Raw genomic sequence first — 19,820 nt, 5'->3', positions numbered from 1 at the left:
TAGCCCGAAAGCGGCGTTTTTTCGGTCTTTTTCGCTCTCGCGCGTCCGAAGGAATTTGCGTGCCTGTCCTCGCGGCATCTGCGGACGCACGCTCAGACGAAGTGCGGATCCGCGCGCGCTTCACACCAGGTGCTTCTGGAGCTCGCCCATGCGCTCGCTCGGGCGGAAGCCGAACAGCTTGTTCACTGCCCGCATGTGCGCGTTCGACTCGGCGTTGTACGTGTAGACCGCTTTCGTCTGCGGCGCCTCACGCTGCAGCATCCGAAGATTCGCGAGCTTGACGGCTGTACCGAGGCGGTGGCCCCGGTCGGCGCGACGCACGAGCGTGCCCCACTGATAGGCGTTGCCGTCATCGCTCGACACGACGAGCTGGGAGTATGCGGCGGCGTCGCCGCCGGACGTGAGGGCGATCGTCCCGAAGGACACGCGGCGCTGCTTCTCGATGAGCGCTTCGATTTCTCGGATGCTGTCGACGTCGGGCTTCTGCGGTTCGATGTCGAGTGCGCCGGTGGGCGCCTCGGTGTCGAGGGTGGCATCGAGGATCGTCCAGCGCTCCACGACATCGTCGGGAACGCGGCCGACCCAGCTGCGGATCTCGTAGCCCGCGGCGGGACCTGTTACATCGGCGTCGAGGCGGTCGAGCACTGCCGGGTCGACAGGCAGCGGAAGCCGGCTCTGCACGTCGCCGAGGGCGAGGTCGTACCCGTGGCGGCGGGCGAACTCGCGTCCGGGTGAGCCGTCGCCCTCCGAGCGGAGCCCGTACGGCCAGGATGTGAAGCCCTGAGACGTCGTGCGGTCGGCCGCGACGGCCTCCTCCTCGAGGAAGGCGAGTGCTTCCGACCCGACCCCGCATCGCCGATTCTCCGGCGGCACGCTGACGGCGAGGTGTGCGATATGAATGTTGTCCTTCAACGGAAGAGCGAGACTGGCCGAGCCGACGACCCGGGGCCCGTCGCGAAGAAGGTATGCCCGCCGGTCGACGATCGCCGAATCCTGTTGCAGCTCGCTGCGGCTCTCCTCGCGACTCCAGACCACGGCATCCGGCCCGCGGTCTGCACGCTCCGCCGCGGCGTAGGCTTGCCACCACGCATCGACGGCTTCGTCGTCGAATGGATCGATGCGGGAGATCTGGATGGTCATGTCCTCACCCTATTTCGGCCGCGCAGCGGGTACCTGACGAGCAAGAGGAAGACCGACGAGGCCAGGCCTCGCGAGCTCTACCGCACCTCGGAGGCCGGCTTCCCTCGGAAGGCGGCGCTCCCTCGTTACGGGAGGGCGAGGAATAGGGTGGATGCTGTGACCAGCGCATTCGTCTCCGACCTCTTCGATCCGGCCGAATGGGTGCTCGCGCCCGGTGCCGAGGACTACACCGACATCACCGCGCACGTCACGCACGACGGCGGCGTCGCACGCATCGCGTTCAACCGTCCCGAGGTGCGCAACGCGTTTCGCCCGCACACGGTCGACGAGTTGTACCGGGCCCTCGACATCGCCCGTCAGGACTCGCGCATCGGCGCGGTGCTGCTGACCGGCAACGGGCCGAGTCCGAAGGACGGCGGATGGGCGTTCTGCTCGGGCGGCGATCAGCGCATCCGTGGGCGCGACGGCTACAAGTACTCCGAATCGGAGCAATCGGTCGTTGAGCGAGCAGAGCGAGACGAAACGCGCGCGCGCGGCGGCCGCCTGCACATCCTCGAGGTGCAGCGCCTCATCCGCTTCATGCCGAAGGTGGTCATCGCGGTCGTCCCCGGATGGGCGGCCGGCGGCGGGCACTCCCTGCATGTGGTGTGCGACCTGACCATCGCCTCTGCCGAAGAGGCGCGCTTCAAGCAGACGGATGCCGACGTCGGCAGCTTCGACGCCGGATACGGCTCCGCCTACATGGCCAGGCAGACCGGGCAGAAGTTCGCGCGCGAGGTGTTCTTCCTCGCCGAGGAGTACTCGGCTCAGCGCGCGTACGAGGCCGGAGCAGTGAACCGGGTCGTGCCGCACGCCGACCTCGAGCGGGAGGCGCTGAAGATGGCGCGCACCGTGCTCACCAAGTCGCCCACGGCCATCCGCATGCTGAAGTTCGCCTTCAACGCGGTCGACGACGGTCTGGTGGGTCAGCAGGTGTTCGCCGGAGAGGCGACGCGCTTGGCCTACGGCACGGACGAGGCCGTCGAGGGACGCGACTCGTTCCTCGAGAAGCGCGACGCCGACTGGTCGTCATTCCCCTGGCACTACTGAGATCGAACGTCGCGGGTGGTAGAATCGAGATGCTGGGCTGGCCGTGAGGCCCTGGTCCACCCTTTAGGCGGGGACATCCCCCGCCTGACTGCATTTTCGGGGGCCTGAGCGGGTGGCGCGAGAACTCAGTATCTTCATCGATGAATCCGGGGATTTCGGTCCAGTCGCCCCCCATTCGCCGTTCTACGTCCTGAGCATCGTGATGCATGACCAGAGCGATGACATATCGGGTCACCTCGATCGCATTCACGGAGCGCTTCGCGACCGAGGCTTCGCGCCTGATCATGCCATTCACACCGGACCGCTGATCCGTCGTGAGCAGGACTACCGCTGGCTCGATCTGCCCGACCGTCGCTCCATCTTCCGCGTGCTGGTCGACTTCGTGCGCGTCTGCGGCATTTCTCATCATGCATGGGTTTTTGACAAGCGCGCGTTGGAGAACTCGGACGCTCTCGTCGGTGCCATGTCGCGTGAACTCGGTGCCTTCATTCGCGGCAACTACGCCTTCTTCACCTCGTGGGACGGAATCGTCATTTACTACGACAACGGTCAGAAGGAGATCACCACACTCGTCAACAGCGTCTTCAATGCGTTGCTCGATGGAGTGGAGGTACGCAAGGTGGTGCCATCCGAGTACAGCCTCTTCCAGGCTGCCGATCTGTGCTGCACTCTCGCGCTGCTTCACCGCAAGATGGACGCGGTCGGGCTGTCCAAGTCCGAGAAGGACTTTTTTTCGACAGCGAAGGACAGCGCGGAGCGGGCCCTGAGAAAGGGCTATTTCAAGTCGATGGAGCGGATGCGGTTCGGGGGCTCGTATGGACGCTGAGGGCGGGGCCCCATGGCCGCACTGATCCCGACGGAAACCGACGATCCGGCAGAGGTGCGCCGCGCGCTCGCCCGCGCTCTCGACGGCCGTGCGGCGCTGGGGTTCGGCATGCTGGCCGACGCCCCGACCGAGGTGCCCGACGGCATCGCCGCCGTGATAGCGACCTCGGGGTCGAGCGGCATCCCGAAGCGGGTTGCCCTGAGCGCCGAGGCGCTGCGGTCGAGCGCCGAGGCGACCGCGTCCCGCATCGGCAGTGGGCGATGGCTGCTCGCGCTGCCGACAGGGTACGTCGCGGGGCTGCAGGTGCTCGTGCGATCGATTCTGGCCGGCACCGAACCTTCGTCCATCGACGGGCGGTTCTCGCCGGTGTCGTTCGCCGAGGCGACCCTGGCGATGTTGAGGCCCGCGCCGGGCGCCGGCCTCCCCGAGCTGTTCACCTCCCTCGTTCCTGCGCAGGTCGCGACGCTGCTCGACGCCGCCGACGACACCGCCGTGCGCGCCGCGCTCCAGGCGTACCGGGCGATCCTCGTCGGCGGACAGTCACTCCCGGAGCCACTCCGCGAGCGGGCTGCCGATCTCGGCGTGAGACTCGTGCGCACCTACGGCTCCACCGAGACCAGCGGCGGATGCGTGTACGACGGAGTGCCTCTCGAGTCGGTCACAGTGCGTGCCGTCGACGGTGAACTGCGCATCGCGGGCCCGATGCTCGCCGAGGGCTACCTCGAGGACAGGACGCTGACCGCCCGGACGTTCCTGCGTGACGAGCACGGCATCCGCTGGTACCGGACCGGAGATCTCGGGCTCGTGGAGGATGGCGTCGTGCGCGTGCACGGGCGCGCCGACAACGTGATCGTCTCCGGCGGGATCAACATCTCGCTCGACCGCGTCGAGCGCATCGTCCGGCGCGTCCCGGGCCTTCACGAGGCGGTCGTGGTCGGCATCGACGACGAACGCTGGGGCGAGGCCTCGGTGATCGTCGTCGCGCGGGGCGAGGTTCTCCGTCGGAGCGAAGGAGAGCAGCTGGAGCAGGCGCGTGACGCCGTCGGCGATGAGCTGGGCAAGCATGCGCGTCCGGCCCGCCTGATCATCGTCGACGAGCTGGCAGTGCTCGCTTCCGGCAAGCCCGATCGCGAGAGCATCCGGCGCGCCGTGCTCGACCTGCGCTGACCTGAGCGCTCCGCGTGGTCGTGAGGCCGTCCTGTCAGACTGGGCGCATGGATCTGCTGCGACTGGCCGGCGTGCCCGGCGTGGGCAAGAGCACGGTCGCGTGGGCGATCGCGCAGCAGCTCGCCGCCGACGGCGTGCGCCTCGGCTACGTCGACATCGATCAGCTGGGCATGTGCTATCCCGGCCCGGACGGTGACACGGATCGCTGGCAGCTGAAGGAGACGGCTCTCGCGCTCATCGCTGCGCGGTTCGCTGTCGCCGGGGCGGAGCGCCTGATCGTGTCGGGCGTGGCCGATCCGGCCGAGGCTCTCTCGGGCAACGGCCATCCGACCGTCGCCCTCTGGCTGGATGCCGATGAGGCGACGAGGCGGGAGCGGTTGGCTCCCCGCGGCTGGACGAGCGCGCAGCTCGAGAACGCGCTCGCCGTCGGCTCGCGGGAGACGCGCGACGCATATGCCTCCTGGGCCCGCATTCCGACTGACGGCCACTCCGTGGAGGAGACCGCGGCCACCGTGCTCGCGCGTTGGGGAGCCGGTGTCGCGGAGGCGGCGCCTGCTCGCACAGTCGAGGCGGCATCCGGGCGAGTGATCTGGCTCACGGGTCCCCGCTGCGCCGGCGCCTCGATGGTCGGGTGGGAGATCGCGAGCGCGCGCTGGGAGAAGGGGGAGCGCACCGGATTCATCGACGCCGCTCAACTCGGGTTCCGGTGGAACATCGACCACGAAGTCGGAGCCGGGAACGTCGCGGCGCTGCACCGCCTCTTCTCCGGTGCGGGCGCACGCACGACGATCGTAGCGGCGCCGTTCGAGATCGCCCCCTCAGACGTGCGTGCCGCGTTCCCTGGCGCCGACGTGCTCTTCGTCCGGCTCCACGCCGACGCCTCGACTACGCGTGATCGAGTCCGCCGGAGGGTCGGTGGCGACGGTCCGCGCGTGATCGGCGACGACCTGATCGGGGCATCGCGCGAAGTGGTCGAGGGCGTCGTCGCGACAGCGATGCGCCAGCGGCAGGAGCCCCTGCGCGAGGGGGAGGTGCTGGTCGAGACCACAGGTTCGACGGTGGCGGAGGTCGCCGCGCTGATCGTGGCGCACCTGGCAGGCTGAGCCCCTGCCAGACTGAAGCATGGCCTCGTACACCCACGGACACCACGAATCCGTCCTCCGGTCGCACAGCGTGCGCGATATCGAGAACTCCGCCGCCTACCTGCGGCCGCACCTCACGCCCGCGACCCGACTCCTCGACGTCGGCGCGGGTCCCGGAAGCATCACCGTCGACTTCGCCGGGGTCGTCGCACACGTCACGGCGACCGAGATCGACGATGCGGCGCTCTCGCTGTCGCGCGAGCTCGCCGCGGCCCGCGGAGTGACGAACGTCGACTTCTCCGTGGAGGACGTCCACGCGCTGAGCTTCGCCGACGACTCGTTCGACGTCGTGCACGCGCATCAGGTGCTGCAGCACGTCGGCGACCCGGTGCAGGCGCTCCGCGAGATGCGTCGCGTGACGGTGCCCGGCGGCATCGTCGCGGCGCGAGACGCCGACTATGCCGGATTCATCTGGTTCCCGGTGCTTCCTGAGCTCGACCGATGGCTGGCGCTCTACCGGGCGGCCGCGCGAGCCAACGGCGGAGAACCGGATGCCGGTCGACGACTGCTGTCCTGGGCGCGAGCCGCCGGCTTCGAGGACGTCACGGCGACGGCATCCACCTGGTGCTACGCGTCTCCCGACGAGCGCGCGTGGTGGGGCGGGATGTGGGCCGACCGGATCGTCGAGTCCGCGCTCGCGCGTCAGCTCGTCGGCAGCGGCATGGCCACGGCGGCAGACCTGCAGGACATCAGTGATGCCTGGCGGCGTTGGGCTGACGACGGCGATGGGTGGTACCTCGTCCCGCACGGCGAGATCGTCTGCCGCGCATAGCGCCGGGATACATCTCTCGACGGATGCCGGGGCGCAGACGCTCGCGTAGCGTGGGGGAGTGATCCGCCCGCTCTCCCGCACGGCACTGGTCCTCGACATCATCGGGGCGGTGCTGCTCTTCCTCGTCCTGACGCCGACCTCCGTCGTGTTCTACGGCCCGGGGACCGGCAACGTCGAGATCACCGGCATGGCGGTCGCCTCGGTGGTGTTCGCCGGTGTGCTGATGTTCGGCGGCGTCGCGATCGGCCGCCTCGCACCCGGCCTGGCGCTCGCAGCCGCCTGGGCCGGGGCCGTGCTGCAGATGATCGCCGGCTTCGGCCCGCTGCCGATCGACCTCGCCATCCTCCTGGTCCTCTACGCGACCTCGGCGTGGGGCACCCGCCGCGTGCTCTGGTGGGGGTTCGCGTCCGCGCTGATCGGCGGACTCACCGCCGCGCTCTACATGGTCTTCGTCAGCGGGGTGCAGCTCGGCACCGGAACGGGGTGGGAGCAGCTCACCGCCGGCACTCTGCTGCTCGCGGTCTCGGTGCTCGCGCTCGGTTTCGCGTGGGTCTGCGGTCTGCTCTGGCGGGTCGTGCTGCGATCCCGCCGCACCCGTGCCGCGCAGCTGCAGGCCGAGTCGCTCGCCGCCGAGGAGCAGGAGCGCGTGCGCATCGCCCGCGACATGCACGACATCGTCGCCCATTCGCTCGCGGTCGTCATCGCGCAGGCCGACGGTGCCCGCTATGCCGCCGCTGCGCAGCCGGAGGTCGCCACCGAGGCCCTTGGCACCATCGCGCAGACCGCCCGTGGCGCGCTCAGCGACGTACGGATGCTGCTCACGCAGCTGCGCCACCGCCAGGGTGACGGCCCGCAGCCCACGCTCGCCGACCTCGAGACGCTGTTCGCCCAGGTGCGGCAGGCGGGCGTCGAAGCGCTCGTCACGATCGACCCGGTGCCGCCGGGCGAGCCGCCGGGGGCGATCCAGCTGGCGGTGTATCGCATCCTGCAGGAGGCTCTCACCAACGCGATCCGGCACGGCGACGGCACCGTCCACGTGCGCCTCGCATGGCTGCCGGACAAGGTCGACATCGAGGTGCGCAACACGATCTCGGCGGAGGCGGCGACTGTGCCCGGGGGCCATGGACTCATCGGCATGCGCGAGCGCGCGCAGCTCGTCGGCGGTAGTCTGCAAGCCGAACGCCGTGGGGCCCAGTTCGTCGTCCGCGGCTCTCTCCCCATCGCCCCCGCCGAGTCCGGGCTCGACGGATGAGGTGTTCGACGAACCAGGGAGAGCACGCATGATCAGAGTCGTCCTCGTCGACGATCAGTCGCTCTTCCGCGCCGGCATCCGTATGCTCGTCGCCTCCCAGCCCGACCTCGAAGTGGTCGGCGAGGCGGGCGACGGGCAGGAGGCGCTCGAGGTCGTGCGCGCCAGCCGGCCCGACGTGGTGCTGATGGATATCCGGATGCCGGTCATGGACGGGCTCACCGCGACGGCGGAGATCCTCTCCCGTCCCGCGCCTCCGCGCATCGTCATGCTCACGACGTTCGACCTCGACGAAGCGGCGGCGCGCGCCATCCGTCAGGGCGCCAGCGGCTTCCTCTTGAAAGACGCGGATCCGGAGTTCCTGCTGGCGGCGATCCGCACCGTGCACGCCGGTTCGAGTGTGATCGCGGCATCCGCCACCCGCACGCTGTTCGAGCACTTCGCGAAGGCCCCGAAACCGGTTCCCGCCCGGTTCTCCGATCTCACCGACCGGGAGAAGGAGATCTTCGCGCTCGCCGCACGGGGGCTGTCGAACGCCGAGATCGCCGGCCGCGAGTACCTGAGCGAGGCCACGGTGAAGACCCACATCAGCCGCATCCTCACCAAGCTCGCGCTCCGGGACCGAGTGCAGCTCGTCGTCTTCGCGTTCGAGCACGGCCTCGCCTGATCTGTCCCTTCCTCTACCTCGCCGACCCGGCCCCTTCTGCGCGAACCGGCCCCTTGCGAACGAGCACAGAGGGGCGGCTCGCGCGCAGAGGGGCCGCTCGGCGGGAGTGCGCGATCATCCTTGCGATGTACGAGGGATGCCTCTGCCGGGCGACGCGGCGGGGCGCACGCCCGAAATAGCGTCAGAGGTATGGAGATCACGACCAGCGACCTCGGCCTCGCGGCCCGCGTCCAGCACCTCACGAAGACCTACGGCTCCGGTGAAGGGACCGTGCATGCGCTCGACGGCGTGAGCGTCGGCATCCGCCGGGGGCAGTTCACCGCCATCATGGGGCCGTCCGGCTCCGGCAAGTCCACGCTCATGCACATCATGGCGGGACTCGACAGCCCCACCGAGGGACGCGCCTGGATCGGCGACACCGACATCACGGGACTCTCCGACCTCGACCTCACGATCCTGCGCCGTCGCCGCGTGGGGTTCATCTTCCAGGCGTTCAACCTCGTGCCGACCCTCGACGCGCTGGGCAACATCATGCTGCCGTTCGAGCTCGACGGCCGACGTCCGAGCGCGATCGAGCGGGCCCGCATCGACGGACTCATCGATTCGCTCGGCCTCGGTGCGCGCCTGAACCACCGCCCCCACCAGCTCTCCGGAGGGCAGCAGCAGCGCGTCGCGATCGCACGGGCACTCGCCACCGCGCCCGACCTGGTCTTCGCCGACGAGCCCACCGGCAACCTCGACTCCAAGACCGGACGCGAGGTGCTGCAGCTGCTCGCCTCCGCCAGCCGCGAACACGGCCAGTCGATCGCGATGGTCACGCACGACGCGATCGCCGCGAGCCACGCCGACCGCGTGCTCTACCTGGGCGACGGCCGCATCGTCGCCGACCACCCGCGTCAGACCGCCGAGCAGATCTCGGCCTACATGCTCGCTGCGGAGGTGGCGGCATGACCGCCGTCTCCACGGTCGTCCCCGAGACGGCGGCCACCGGGCCCCGGCTCGGCTGGCTCCGCGACCGGGGCATGGGAGCCAGCATCCTCGTCGCCGCGCTCTCGGCCGCGTTCGGGGTGATCCTCGTCGAGGTCACCGCGTACATCGGCGCCGTGCTGCAGGCCGACCCGTTCATCGGCGACAGCGGCACGCTCGCCGTCGTCGTCGGGCTGCTCTCGGTGCTGCTGACCGCGGTCGCGATGTATGTCGCGGCGATCGTGACGGCCAACACCTTCGCGACGATCATCGCCGGACGCACGCGCCAGATCGCGCTGATGCGGCTCATCGGCGCGACGGCCCGCTCGCAGCGGGCGCTGGTCGGCCGCCAGGGATTCATCATCGGCGTGCTCGGTGCCGGAATCGGGCTGCTCGCCGGTCTCGTCCTCGCGGCCATCGGAGTGCAGGTCGGAGCGCAGTTCATCGACAACGATCCGGCGGGCTTCTCTTTCGCGCGGCCGTTCATCGCCCTGCCGGTGATCGGCGTCGCACTCACCACGTGGGGTGCCGCCTGGGCCGGCTCGCGGCGCGTCTTGTCGGTCACCCCTCTCCAGGCGCTCGGCGGTTCCGTCGAGCGCACGCACGACGAGGTCGCCGCGAAGCCGAGTCGGCACATCGGCGCGTGGATCTTGCTGGTCTCGGGTGCCGTGCTGCTCGCCGCCGGCGTCGTCATCGGGCTGGTCAGCCCGCTCGGAGTCGTGGTGGCGTTTCTCGGCGGCATCCTGTCGTTCACCGGTCTGGTGATCGGCTCGGTGATGTTCATGCCGCCCGTGCTGCGCCTGGTGGGTCGGATGTTCGGATCGAGCGCGACCGCCCGCCTGGCGGCGGAGAACGCCCTGCGCTACCCCGAGCGGTCCTCGCGGATGGCGATCGGTGTGGTGATGGGGGTCACCCTCGTGACGATGTTCGCCGTAGCCCTGGAATCGGCCAAGCGCCTGATGATGAGGCAGGTGACGGGAGACATCCCGGAGGAGTTCTTCGCGCCGTTCGACGCCTTCGCGGCGATCATGATGGTGCTCGTCGCGGTCTCGGCCGTCATCGCGGCCGTCGGCCTGGTCAACCTCCTGACGATCGGCGTGGTGCAGCGGCGCCGTGAGCTGGGGCTCCTCCGTTCGATCGGCCTGTCCAACCGGCAGGTGCGGACGATGGTCCTGCTCGAAGCCACGCACATCACCGTCGCGGCGACGCTGACCGGGCTGGTCCTCGGGGTCGCCTACGGGTGGATCGCGGCGCAGTCCCTGCTCGGCTCGGTGCCGACGCTGCCGGACTTCACGCCCGCAGGTCTCGTCGCCCCGCAGATCCCGTGGCTGCCGGTGGCGATCATCGTCGTGGCGACCGCTGTGCTCACTCTCGTCGCGGCTGCAAGGCCGACGCGACTGGCGACGCGCGTCGCGCCCGTCGAAGCTCTCGCCGCCGACTGACGCCTCTAGGCTGGACGGATGCCGTCGTCGTTCGATCAGTTCACGTACCAGGTCCGTCTCGACTGGGGTGTCGCCGGTCTCTCCCGACTGGCCCCGGCCGACATCGTCGTGGTCGTCGACGTGCTGCGGTTCTCATCGACCGTGACGGATGCCGTCGCCGAGGGCCGCGAGGTCGTGCTGGCAGATGCCGAGGAATGGTCGCGGAACGGCGCCGCGGTGGCGTCGGCTGCCGCCGGGTCGGAAGCGACCGTGCTGCTCGGCAGCATTCGCAACGCCTCGGCCGTCGCGCGGACGGTGCAGATCGTGCAGGAGCGCCGGCAGGCCCGGACTTCGGTGGCGATCATCGCCGCGGGGGAAATGGATGCGGCGGCCGAGCTGCGGTTCGCGGTCGAGGATCAGCTCGGCGCGGGGGCGATCGTCGCGGCGCTCACCGACCTCGGCATCGACCACACCGCGCCGGACGCGGCGGTCGCCGCCGAGGGGTTCCGCGCCCTGCGCCGGGCCCTCCGGCACCTGCTCAGCGCGAGCGGCTCCGCGCGCGAGATCGACGCCGGCGTCGCCGCCACGGCACGCATCGAGGCATCGGGTCTCGTGCCGACGGCGATCGCGGATGCGTCTGCGCTCGATGCCGTGCACGCCGTCCCGGTGCTGCGCGGCGGTCGCTTCACTCGGTTCGCCTGAACACCGCGAGTCCTCGCCCGAGCCGCGGGGCATGTACGGCGACACCGTGCGGCACGTAGGGTCGTGGCATGAGGTACTTCCCCGCTCTCCTCGTCGACGTCGTGCTCGTGCTGATCTTCGCGGTCATCGGACGCGCGTCCCACGACGAGAACCCGGCGGGCTTTCTGCTCACCGCCTGGCCGTTCCTCGTCGCATTGCTCATCGGACACCTGCTCGCCGCGCTGTTGCCGGGGCGCCCGCGGCGCCCGTGGTCAGTGCTCTGGGGCGCAGTCGTCTGGGTCGTGACCGTCGTGGGCGGAATGCTCCTGCGCGTCGTCAGCGGAGACACCGCAGAAATGCCGTTCATCATCGTCGCGACGCTCGTGCTCGGCGTATTCCTCATCGGGTGGCGCGCGGTCACCGCACTGGTCCGTCGCCGAGGCGCTTCGGCGTCCAGCACTCAACCGGGAGCGGCGAACGGCCCAGCATCCGGCAGCCACGACATCATCGACCCGCTCGACTGATCGCCGAGACGATCGACTGTCGGCCGATCGTCAGCGGGGCAGCTGCGCGGCCAGGCGCGCGTCGCTCGTGATCTCCCGACGCGTCCAGGCGAAGACGTATCGCGGGTCGAAGGTGCGCGAGCACCGCGCGCATGACGTCGCCCGCGTGGGGCGGCGATGGCGATAGGTGACGTGGCCCGCAGGACACCGGCCGACCCAGGGGGCGAGTTCGACGGCCGTCTCACCGCGGTGCGTGGTGCCGCCCACATAGCCGAGATCTCGCGCCACGCCCTTCCACGCCGGGCCGTGCGCGGCCGTGTGCCCGGCGAGGGCATGGGCGACCTCATGCAGGAGCACCTGGTGGATCTCGTCGTCTTCGAAACGGGCGGCGAGGTATCGCGACACGGTGATGCGCTTGTTCGTGTAGTCGCAGAGCCCCGCTCGGCGCTTTGCATTGTCGAATCCGAAGGACCAGCTCGCATCGAGATGCATTCTGATCAGTGCCTCACCCCAGATGCGCACACGGTCGAGTTCCGCCATGCGCCAAGGCTAAGCCATGCCGCCGACATCGTGGACGATGCGCGGGTCAGCCCGCGACGAGCTGCTCGGAGCGACGGCGTTCCGCTGCCTCGATCGCCAGCAGCGCGGTCTCGAGGTCGCGATCCTCGGCGCCCGACTCGCGGCGCAGGAACAGCGAGCGCTTGAAGCTCTCGCGAGCCGTCTCGTAGTCGCCGGCGTCGTACGCGTTCTTGCCGTGATGGTGATGCGCGAACGCGGCGATCGACAGCCAGCGCTGCCCCTCGGCCTCGTCTGCGCAGGTCGCCAGCTCCTGCTCGGCAGCGGCATGAGCGCCCCGGTACTGCAGGATCGTCGCGTGCAGTACCCGTGCGCGCAGCACATCCTTGCGCGTGCCGGCCATCCGCGCCTGACGCACCGCGTCGTCAGCCAGCGCGAGCGCTTCGTCGAGCCGACCCTGCACCTTCAGCAGCCACACGCGCTCGAGCAGCGCGGGGAGGCTGCGCTGCGACTCGATCTCCGCGAGGCGCGCCGCGCACTCGTCGAGATCGACCAGCTCGCGGAGGGTCTCCTGATCGTATCCCTGGATGAAACTCATTGCTCTCCTTCCGCAGCGTCCCCGTTCAGTCTGCCTGGCGCCCGGCCGGTCGTCGGGGCGGCGCGCCCCGCTCGGCGGCATCCGATCGCGAGATCGGTTCGTGCAGGTCAGCGGTCGAAGAGGGAGGCGTTCGGCCTCGGGGACGCGACGGCATCGGCGTCCGTCACAACTCGCGCGCCCTGCAGGAACGCGCGCGCCTCGGCGCCCTGCGCGATCTTCGCGGGGTGCGGTCCGGCGGCCAGCATCCGCGGCAGCCATTCGGTGGGGAGGGGTGACGCGGATGCCGCGATCACGAGGTTCCCGAACCGTCGACCCTTGAGCACCTGCGTGTCGGCGAGGATGCCGATCTCAGGGAGAACCTCGGCGATCGTGGCCGCCTGTCGTCGCGCGAAGGCGAGGCCAGGGCCGTCGGCGACGTTCACCAGCAGCACGCCTGCGGGCGCGAGGAGTTCCGCGATCTCGCGGTAGAACTCGACGCTGGTGAGGTGGGCAGGGGTCTGCGCGCCCGAGTACACGTCCGAGACGACGAGGTCGCAGTTCGCCCGGAGGGCCGCCGGGAGCCGGCCGACTCCCTCCCGCGCGTCGCCGATCCGGATGCGGATGGCCGCCCCTTTCGACAGGGGGAGGTGCTCGCGCACCAGCTGGGCGAGCGGGGCTTCCAGTTCGATGACCTGCTGACGGGAGCCGGGGCGCGTGGCGTCGATGTAACGGGGGATGGTCAGGGCGCCCGCGCCCAGGTGCACGGCGGTGAGCGCGCCCGGCGGGAGCTGGTCGATCACGGCACCCATCCGCACGATGTACTCGAAGTGCAGGTGGGTCGGGTCGTCGAGGTCGACGTGCGACTGCGGCGTGCCGTCGACGATCAGCTCGAAGCCGGTCGTGAATTCCGACGGGATGATGCGCGCGATGCCACCGTGGTCGAGACGGGCCTCAGGGTGCTCCGTGTCTCGCGATCGCGTCCTGCCCATGCGCACGAGCCTACGCGTCCCGGAGCGCCGTGATCAGTCCTGCCTGCCGTTCGCGCAGGTCTCCTGCGCGGCGGTCTGGCCCGAGATGCTCGGATCGAGCGTGGCGCGCGGCGCCGGGGTCTCGGTGGTGGGGGCACCGCTCGGCGCCGGCGTCGGCTCCGTCGTGGTGCCGGGGGCGGGTTCGACGAGTTCGACTCCGCCGTTGGTGGCGACGTCGCCCGAGAGCTGCACCGGTTGGCCGGCCTTCAACGCAGCCCAGAGGGTCTCGGCAGCGTCGAAGTTCGGAATCACCTTCTCCTCGGGGTTGTCCGGGTCGGGGAAGCTCGGATACTGCAAGAACGCGAACTCCGAGAACGGCACATCCTTGATCGCGAGCCCCAGCTGAGCGAGCCGGATGGGGTTGCTCAATTCGTCGCTCGGGTCGATGTTGTCGACCACCGTGTTGGCGAGGCGCAGCACCACCGCGGGGTCGGTGAGCACCTCCTCGCTCATGATCTTCTTCACCAGACGCGACATGTACTGCTGCTGGTTGGAGATGCGCGCCAGGTCGCTGCCGTCTCCCACGCCGTGCCGGGTGCGGATGAACTGCAGGGCCTCGATGCCCGACACCGTGCGCGGCCCGGGCTCCCAGTCGATGCCCGTCGCCTCGTCGCGGATGCCCTCGCCGCCGATGCAGACCTCGACGCCGCCGATGGCCTCGGTGACCTCCATGACCCCGTCGAACGCGATCTTCGCCGCGAAGGGGATGGAGATCCCGGAGAGGTCGGACACCGTCTTGGCGACGCAGGACAGGCCGGCGTGCTCGAACACCGTGTTGATCGATGCGTTCGACATCGATGAAGCGACCGATCCGTCGGGGCGGGTGCATTCGGGGACGGCGACCATGAGGTCCCGCGGCAGCGACACGACGGTGACGTTTCGCGGCTCCGCGGAGACGTGCACGAGCAGGTTCACGTCGTTGAGCACGCCGCCGTCGGCCTCGGAGCAGCGCTCGCCCAGGAGACCGGTCGACACCTCCCCGCACTCATCGGTGCCGATGATGAGGATGCTGAACTCGCCGGGATACGCCCCGATCGACGGCGGCTCGACCTCGGGCGCGTCCTCGAGTGTCACGGCGCCCTCCCCGACGCGGTTGAAGAGGTCGACGACCACGAATGCGGCGACAGCGATGGCGGACGTCAGAACGACCGCGACGACGATGCCGGTGATCTTCAGGACCCGCGAGACGGAGGTGGGCTTCTTCGCGTCGGTGTGGCGAGCGACCGTGGGGCGGTCCTGGTCTCGGTCGCGTCTGGGCATGCCGGCGAGCCTACCCAGGCTGGTGCACGGCCAGCCGAGAAACCGCCGGAAGGGCCGATGTTACGGGCGCATGACGATTGTGAGAGGAACTTGCAGCGAATTAGTTAGTCGTGGATACTTTTTCCTACCAGGTGAGCATCCGGTGCCCGCCAGGAGAAATTTCGAAGAGGAGATCACCTGATGCACAAGCGCATTCTTCCGGTCGTCGCGCTGGGCGCCGCGGCCACGCTCGGCCTCGCGGCCTGCGCCGGCGGCGCCACCGACAGCGGCAACAGTGGCAGCGCCGACGGCGAAGGCCAGGAGCTCACCGTCTGGATCATGAAGGGCACGAACCCCGACGCGACCGCCTTCTACGACAAGGTCTCCGAGGCCTTCGAAGACGAGACCGGTGCGACGGTCACGATCGAGGAGATCCAGTGGGCGGACGCCCATGACCGCTTCGTGACCTCGATCGCCGGTGGCACCACCCCCGACGTCGCCGAGACCGGCACCACCTGGACCGCCGAGTTCGCCGACGCCGGCGCGCTCGAGCCGCTGGACGAGTACGTCGACGCCGAGAAGGGCCTGCGCGACGACCTCGTCGAGGGCCTCGCGGTCGCCGGCACCTATGAGGACGAGCTCTACGGCATGCCCTGGTACGCGGGCGTCCGTTCCATCGTCTACCGCACCGACGTGTTCGAGGAGCTCGGACTCGAGGCCCCGAAGACATGGGACGACATCGTCACGGCCGGCGAGGCCATCAAGGCCGCGAAGCCGGAGATGCTTCCCTTCCCGGTCGCCGGTGACGCCGAGTTCCAGGTCTACCCCTGGGTCTGGGGTGCGGGCGGCGAGATCGCCACGCAGGACGGCGGCGAGTGGACCAGCGAACTGGACAGCTCCGAGTCGCAGGCCGGCATCGAGTTCTACACCGGCCTCGCCACCCAGCACGGTTTCTCCTCCGCGGGAGCGACCACCTGGAAGGAGACCGATCTCCGTGACGCGTTCACCCAGGGCAACGTCGCCATGATGCTCTCGGGCTCGTGGACCCCGAAGGCGCTCATCGAGGCGAACCCCGACCTCGAGGGCAAGATCGGCGCAGCGGTCATCCCCGGCGAAGACGGCGGCATCGCCCCGTCCGTGCTCGGCGGATCGCACCTGTCGGTGTTCAACACGACGAAGAACGCCGACCTCGCGTGGGAGTTCGTCAAGCTCATGTCCACGGGCGAGTTCGCCGAGCAGTGGTCGAACGAGACGGGCTACTTCCCGGGCGTCCAGTCCGCGATGGAAGAGGCCCTCGCCTCGACCGACCCGCTCGTGGCGCCGTTCGCCGAGCAGATGGTCGACGGCGGAGCATCCGTTCCGGTCACGCCGAACTTCGGAGCCGTCCAGGCGAAGAAGACGACGAACTCGATGATCCAGGCCATCCTCAGCGGTCAGAAGGACGTCGAGACTGCGACGAAGGATGCCGCGGCCGAGATGACCGAACTGCTCAACCAGAAGTAAGACCTCTCATATGACGATGGTGCAACCGCCACTGCCGACCACGAAGGCGGAGCCCTCCTCCGCCTCCGTGGTCGGCGGCCGGCCGAAACGTGGCCTCTCGCTCGTCGCGGCCCGCCCCTGGCTCCTCCTCGCGCCCGGGCTGATCATCCTCGCGGTGCTCATGCTCTGGCCGCTCGTGCAGGTGGTCATCTATTCGCTGCAGGACTACGGCCTGCGCGAGATCAACACCGGCGAGAGCAACTGGATCGGCCTCGAGAACTACGTCGAGGCGCTCACCGATCCGACGCTCTGGACGGTGGTCCTGCCGAACACCGTCGGCTTCGCCGCCGTCGCCGTGTTCGTCACGGTCACCGTGGGCACCCTCGTCGCCCTGCTGCTCGCTCGTCTCGGCACCGTGTGGCGCACCATCGTCTCCAGCTGCATCATGGTCGCGTGGGCGATGCCCGCCGTGACCGGCACCTATGTCTGGACGTTCATCTTCGACGCCGATCGCGGCATCTTCAACTCGGTCCTCAAGGACCTCGGGCTGATGGAAGGATCGGTCAACTGGTTCACGAACCAGTGGTCGTTCTACGCGATCGTCCTGCTGAACGTCGTGCACCACGGCTTCCCGTTCGTCGCGATCACGGTGCTCGCCGGGCTCCTCGGCGTCTCGAAGGAGATGCTCGAGGCCGCAGCCCTCGACGGCGCCGGAGCCTGGCGCCGCTTCTGGCAGATCATCTTCCCGACGCTCCGGCCCGTGTTCTCGGTCGTCATCATCCTGTCGACCATCTGGGACTTCAAGGTGTTCGCGCAGGTCTACCTGATGCCCGGCGGGTCCGGCGGCAACCGGTCCGTGCTCAACCTCGGTGTCTGGTCGTACGTCGAATCCTTCGGCCAGAATCGCTACGGCTTCGGCGCCGCCCTCGCGGTGCTGCTGACGCTCGTGCTGATCGGCATCACCATCGTCTACATCCGGTCCCTCATGAAGGAGGACGAGCTGTGAATCCCCGTGCCTCCCTCCGATCGAGGATCGGCATCGGGATCGCAGTCGCCGCGGTCCTGATCTTCACGCTCTTCCCCGTCTACTGGATGGTCTCGAGCGCCTTCGACAAGAAGGCCTCCAGCGGCGGGCAGTCGCTGCTGCCGCAGGAGTTCACCTTCGACAACTTCGCTTTCGTGCTCACCGAGGGCGGCTTCGGCACCTTCCTGCGCAACTCCGCGATCGTGGCCGTCGTCACGGTGCTCGTCAGCGCGCTCGTGTGCCTGCTCGCGGCGGTGGCCGTCGCGCGCTTCCGCTTCAAGCTGCGCACGACCGTCCTCATGATGATCCTCATCGTGCAGATGGTGCCGCTCGAGGCGCTCGTGATCCCGCTCTTCCTCCAGGTGAAGAGCCTCGGCCTGCTGAACAGCATCCTCGGCCTGATGGTGGTGTACGTCGCGCTGTCGCTGGCGTTCGGTATCTGGATGCTGCGCGGATTCGTCGCGGCCGTCCCGGTCGAGCTGGAAGAGGCCGCCTACATCGACGGTGCCAGCTGGTGGCGGATGTTCCGCTCCATCCTGCTGCCGCTGGTGATGCCCGGCCTCGTCGCCACCAGCATCTTCAGCTTCATCACCGCCTGGAACGAGTTCATCTTCGCCATGACGATCCTCGGCGCCGAGACCGACCAGTACACGGTCTCGATCGGTCTGAAGTCGTTCTTCGGTCTGTTCGCGAACGACTGGGGCAGCATCATGGCAGCGTCCACCATCATCACCCTGCCCGTGATGATCTTCTTCATCATCGTGCAGCGCCGCCTCTCGGCCGGCATGGTCGCGGGAGCGGTCAAGGGATGACCGACGAACTCGAGCGCCTCGCCAACGGCGTGCTCTGGCCGGGATTCCTCGGCACGGAGGCGCCGTCGTGGCTTCTCGACGAGCTGCGCGACGGCCTCGCGGGCGTGGTCTACTTCGGGCAGAACGTGAGCGACGGCCTCGGCGCTCTCAGCGCGTCGATCCTCGCCGCCAACCCCGACGCGCTGATCGGCATCGATGAGGAGGGCGGCAGCGTCACCCGCCTGGAATCGGCATCCGGGTCGACCGTTCCCGGAGCCGCGCAGCTGGGCGTGCTCGACGACCTCATCGCCACCGAGCGGACGGGCGCCGAGCTCGCCCGTCGCGTGCGAGCGGTCGGGGCGAACGTCGTCCTCGGACCGGTCGCCGACGTCAACACCGACCCGCGCAACCCGGTGATCGGCGTGCGCGCCTTCGGCGCCGATGAAGCCCTCGTCTCCCGTCACGTCACCGCGATGGTCGACGGCATCCAGGATGCCGCGGTCGCCGCGTGCGTCAAGCACTTCCCGGGGCACGGCGACACGCATCTCGACTCGCATCACGCGCTGCCGGAGATCTCGCTCGACCTCGCCGAGTACGAGCGCGTGCACGTCGAGCCGTTCCGGGCCGCGATCGACGCGGGAGTGGACGCCATCATGACCGCGCACATCGTCGTCCCCGCGTGGGGCGAGGCGCCCGCGACCCTGAACCCACGGGTGCTCGGGATGCTGCGCGACTGGGGCTTCGAGGGCGTGATCATCACCGACGCGCTCGACATGGCCGCCATCCGCGAGACCGTCGGCATCGGCGGGGGCGCGGCTCTCGCGCTCGCCGCGGGAGCCGACCTCCTCTGCATCGGCAACCCCACCAACCCCGGCGACGCCGCTCTCGCCGATCAGGACCGCCGGGACTTCCTCGCGGCCCGCGACGGGATCGCGGCCGCTCTGCGGGATGGATCGCTGTCGCGGGAACGCGTCGAGGAGGCCGCGCGACGGGTAGCGGCGCTCGCGACCAAGCTGCGGCGCAGCGCAGACGCGCATCAGGATGTCGCGGAGAGCTTCGATGCCGCCGGGATCGTCCGACGCGCCGTGTCGGTCGTCGGAGATGCCCCGGTCGCGGCATCCGGACTCGCGGTCGTCGATGCACGCCGTCGTTCCTCACTCGCCGTGGACAGCGCGGCGGCCTACGTGTCGGACGCCCTCGCCGCAGACGGCTACCGTGTGCGACTCGACGTCGCGAGCACCCCGCTGTCGGAACAGGACCGGGTGCTCGACGCGGCGCTCGCGGCTCCCGGAACCACGGTGCTGCTGATCGACAGGCCGGACGCGGATGCCGCGCAACGGGCACTCGTCGAGCGCGCCGCCGCGCGGGACTCCGACGCGGTGGTCGTGAACGTCGGGCTGCCCGCCCGGCATCCGCTGCCGCTGTCGACGGTGGAGGTCGGCGCCGCCAGCCGGCTGGGAGCTCAGGTCGCCCGCGAGACGCTGCTCGGGCTGCCTGCGCCACCGCAGAAGGTGGATGCCGCCGGCTGAGGCGGACCCGT

20 protein-coding genes are annotated in these 19,820 nt (G+C 69.5%); 15 read left to right on the top strand and 5 right to left on the bottom strand.

Going from position 1 to position 19,820, the window contains the following annotated elements:
- Positions 1-120: 120 nt before the first annotated feature.
- Positions 121-1,140, bottom strand: coding sequence for a GNAT family N-acetyltransferase (locus tag RS85_RS11430; RefSeq protein WP_046013581.1), 1,020 nt, complete (start codon positions 1,138-1,140; stop codon positions 121-123).
- Positions 1,141-1,296: 156 nt separating this feature from the next.
- On the opposite strand from RS85_RS11430, the gene RS85_RS11425 reads away from it, so the two are divergent.
- The 11 genes from RS85_RS11425 to RS85_RS11375 all read left to right on the top strand — a co-directional run bounded on the left by RS85_RS11425 (position 1,297) and on the right by RS85_RS11375 (position 11,644).
- On the top strand, positions 1,297-2,229 hold the full coding sequence (locus RS85_RS11425) for a 1,4-dihydroxy-2-naphthoyl-CoA synthase (protein ID WP_046013736.1): 933 nt from the start codon (positions 1,297-1,299) through the stop codon (positions 2,227-2,229).
- A gap of 112 nt (positions 2,230-2,341) precedes the next feature.
- Positions 2,342-3,055, top strand: coding sequence for a DUF3800 domain-containing protein (locus RS85_RS11420; RefSeq protein ID WP_046013580.1), 714 nt, complete (start codon positions 2,342-2,344; stop codon positions 3,053-3,055).
- A 12-nt stretch (positions 3,056-3,067) separates the two neighbouring features.
- Entirely contained in the window at positions 3,068-4,222 is a 1,155-nt protein-coding gene (locus RS85_RS11415) for an AMP-binding protein (RefSeq protein WP_046013579.1), read from the top strand.
- Between the two features lie 14 nt (positions 4,223-4,236).
- Positions 4,237-5,325 carry an AAA family ATPase gene (locus RS85_RS11410; protein ID WP_327037216.1) on the top strand — a complete coding sequence of 363 codons (1,089 nt, stop codon included), beginning with the start codon at positions 4,237-4,239 and terminating at the stop codon, positions 5,323-5,325.
- A 19-nt stretch (positions 5,326-5,344) separates the two neighbouring features.
- Positions 5,345-6,136 carry a class I SAM-dependent methyltransferase gene (locus tag RS85_RS11405; protein WP_046013577.1) on the top strand — a complete coding sequence of 264 codons (792 nt, stop codon included), beginning with the start codon at positions 5,345-5,347 and terminating at the stop codon, positions 6,134-6,136.
- Positions 6,137-6,194: 58 nt separating this feature from the next.
- Positions 6,195-7,388 (top strand): sensor histidine kinase, encoded by a 1,194-nt coding sequence (locus tag RS85_RS11400; protein ID WP_046013576.1) that lies wholly within the window; start codon positions 6,195-6,197, stop codon positions 7,386-7,388.
- Between the two features lie 28 nt (positions 7,389-7,416).
- Entirely contained in the window at positions 7,417-8,052 is a 636-nt protein-coding gene (locus RS85_RS11395; protein WP_046013575.1) for a response regulator, read from the top strand.
- 189 nt (positions 8,053-8,241) lie between these two features.
- Positions 8,242-9,003: an ABC transporter ATP-binding protein gene (locus RS85_RS11390; protein ID WP_046013574.1), complete on the top strand. Its 762-nt coding sequence runs from the start codon at positions 8,242-8,244 to the stop codon at positions 9,001-9,003.
- On the top strand, positions 9,000-10,460 hold the full coding sequence (locus RS85_RS11385; RefSeq protein ID WP_046013573.1) for an ABC transporter permease: 1,461 nt from the start codon (positions 9,000-9,002) through the stop codon (positions 10,458-10,460). Before RS85_RS11390 ends, RS85_RS11385 begins: the two co-directional genes overlap by 4 nt.
- An 18-nt stretch (positions 10,461-10,478) precedes the next feature.
- The gene (locus RS85_RS11380; protein ID WP_046013572.1) at positions 10,479-11,141 is read left to right on the top strand and encodes a 2-phosphosulfolactate phosphatase; all 663 of its coding nucleotides are present in this window, start codon (positions 10,479-10,481) and stop codon (positions 11,139-11,141) included.
- Positions 11,142-11,209: 68 nt separating this feature from the next.
- Positions 11,210-11,644 carry a DUF3054 domain-containing protein gene (locus RS85_RS11375; RefSeq protein WP_046013571.1) on the top strand — a complete coding sequence of 145 codons (435 nt, stop codon included), beginning with the start codon at positions 11,210-11,212 and terminating at the stop codon, positions 11,642-11,644.
- Between the two features lie 30 nt (positions 11,645-11,674).
- On the opposite strand, the gene RS85_RS11370 is transcribed toward RS85_RS11375, so the two are convergent.
- From RS85_RS11370 to RS85_RS11355, 4 genes are all read right to left on the bottom strand, one after another.
- On the bottom strand, positions 11,675-12,163 hold the full coding sequence (locus RS85_RS11370; RefSeq protein ID WP_046013570.1) for a SprT-like domain-containing protein: 489 nt from the start codon (positions 12,161-12,163) through the stop codon (positions 11,675-11,677).
- Between the two features lie 46 nt (positions 12,164-12,209).
- Positions 12,210-12,737 (bottom strand): hypothetical protein, encoded by a 528-nt coding sequence (locus RS85_RS11365; RefSeq protein WP_046013569.1) that lies wholly within the window; start codon positions 12,735-12,737, stop codon positions 12,210-12,212.
- Positions 12,738-12,844: 107 nt separating this feature from the next.
- Positions 12,845-13,705 (bottom strand): spermidine synthase, encoded by an 861-nt coding sequence (locus RS85_RS11360; protein ID WP_046013568.1) that lies wholly within the window; start codon positions 13,703-13,705, stop codon positions 12,845-12,847.
- A 33-nt stretch (positions 13,706-13,738) separates the two neighbouring features.
- Entirely contained in the window at positions 13,739-15,004 is a 1,266-nt protein-coding gene (locus RS85_RS11355) for an LCP family protein (RefSeq protein ID WP_046013567.1), read from the bottom strand.
- A 180-nt stretch (positions 15,005-15,184) separates the two neighbouring features.
- Here RS85_RS11355 and RS85_RS11350 point away from each other — a divergent pair, with 180 nt between their 5' ends.
- The 4 genes from RS85_RS11350 to RS85_RS11335 are packed head-to-tail and all read left to right on the top strand — an operon-like array spanning position 15,185 to position 19,809.
- Positions 15,185-16,486: a sugar ABC transporter substrate-binding protein gene (locus RS85_RS11350; RefSeq protein ID WP_046013566.1), complete on the top strand. Its 1,302-nt coding sequence runs from the start codon at positions 15,185-15,187 to the stop codon at positions 16,484-16,486.
- A gap of 10 nt (positions 16,487-16,496) precedes the next feature.
- Positions 16,497-17,471, top strand: a complete 975-nt coding sequence (locus RS85_RS11345; protein WP_046013565.1) for a carbohydrate ABC transporter permease — start codon at positions 16,497-16,499, stop codon at positions 17,469-17,471.
- Complete coding sequence (locus RS85_RS11340) at positions 17,468-18,301, top strand: carbohydrate ABC transporter permease (RefSeq protein WP_046013564.1); 834 nt, start codon at positions 17,468-17,470, stop codon at positions 18,299-18,301. The genes RS85_RS11345 and RS85_RS11340 overlap by 4 nt, the downstream gene beginning before the upstream one ends.
- Entirely contained in the window at positions 18,298-19,809 is a 1,512-nt protein-coding gene (locus RS85_RS11335) for a glycoside hydrolase family 3 protein (RefSeq protein ID WP_046013563.1), read from the top strand. The genes RS85_RS11340 and RS85_RS11335 overlap by 4 nt, the downstream gene beginning before the upstream one ends.
- The last annotated feature ends 11 nt before the right edge of the window (positions 19,810-19,820 follow it).

It is taken from the genome of Microbacterium sp. SA39, from assembly GCF_000967865.1.
In the GTDB taxonomy this organism is placed as follows: Bacteria; Actinomycetota; Actinomycetes; order Actinomycetales; family Microbacteriaceae; genus Microbacterium.
The sequence above is the reverse complement of the archived record's forward strand: the minus strand, read 5'-3'. Positions and strand labels throughout refer to the sequence as shown.

Bases quoted from the DNA above. Each gene is read 5' to 3' on its own strand.
- RS85_RS11375 (WP_046013571.1), top strand. From the start codon at position 11,210: ATGAGGTACTTCCCCGCTCTCCTCGTCGACGTCGTGCTCGTGCTGATC.
- RS85_RS11365 (WP_046013569.1), bottom strand. From the start codon at position 12,737: ATGAGTTTCATCCAGGGATACGATCAGGAGACCCTCCGCGAGCTGGTC.
- RS85_RS11350 (WP_046013566.1), top strand. From the start codon at position 15,185: ATGCACAAGCGCATTCTTCCGGTCGTCGCGCTGGGCGCCGCGGCCACG.
- RS85_RS11355 (WP_046013567.1), bottom strand. From the start codon at position 15,004: ATGCCCAGACGCGACCGAGACCAGGACCGCCCCACGGTCGCTCGCCAC.
- RS85_RS11385 (WP_046013573.1), top strand. From the start codon at position 9,000: ATGACCGCCGTCTCCACGGTCGTCCCCGAGACGGCGGCCACCGGGCCC.
- RS85_RS11360 (WP_046013568.1), bottom strand. From the start codon at position 13,705: ATGGGCAGGACGCGATCGCGAGACACGGAGCACCCTGAGGCCCGTCTC.
- RS85_RS11370 (WP_046013570.1), bottom strand. From the start codon at position 12,163: ATGGCGGAACTCGACCGTGTGCGCATCTGGGGTGAGGCACTGATCAGA.
- RS85_RS11415 (WP_046013579.1), top strand. From the start codon at position 3,068: ATGGCCGCACTGATCCCGACGGAAACCGACGATCCGGCAGAGGTGCGC.
- RS85_RS11405 (WP_046013577.1), top strand. From the start codon at position 5,345: ATGGCCTCGTACACCCACGGACACCACGAATCCGTCCTCCGGTCGCAC.
- RS85_RS11380 (WP_046013572.1), top strand. From the start codon at position 10,479: ATGCCGTCGTCGTTCGATCAGTTCACGTACCAGGTCCGTCTCGACTGG.
- RS85_RS11395 (WP_046013575.1), top strand. From the start codon at position 7,417: ATGATCAGAGTCGTCCTCGTCGACGATCAGTCGCTCTTCCGCGCCGGC.
- RS85_RS11430 (WP_046013581.1), bottom strand. From the start codon at position 1,140: ATGACCATCCAGATCTCCCGCATCGATCCATTCGACGACGAAGCCGTC.
- RS85_RS11390 (WP_046013574.1), top strand. From the start codon at position 8,242: ATGGAGATCACGACCAGCGACCTCGGCCTCGCGGCCCGCGTCCAGCAC.
- RS85_RS11335 (WP_046013563.1), top strand. From the start codon at position 18,298: ATGACCGACGAACTCGAGCGCCTCGCCAACGGCGTGCTCTGGCCGGGA.
- RS85_RS11345 (WP_046013565.1), top strand. From the start codon at position 16,497: ATGACGATGGTGCAACCGCCACTGCCGACCACGAAGGCGGAGCCCTCC.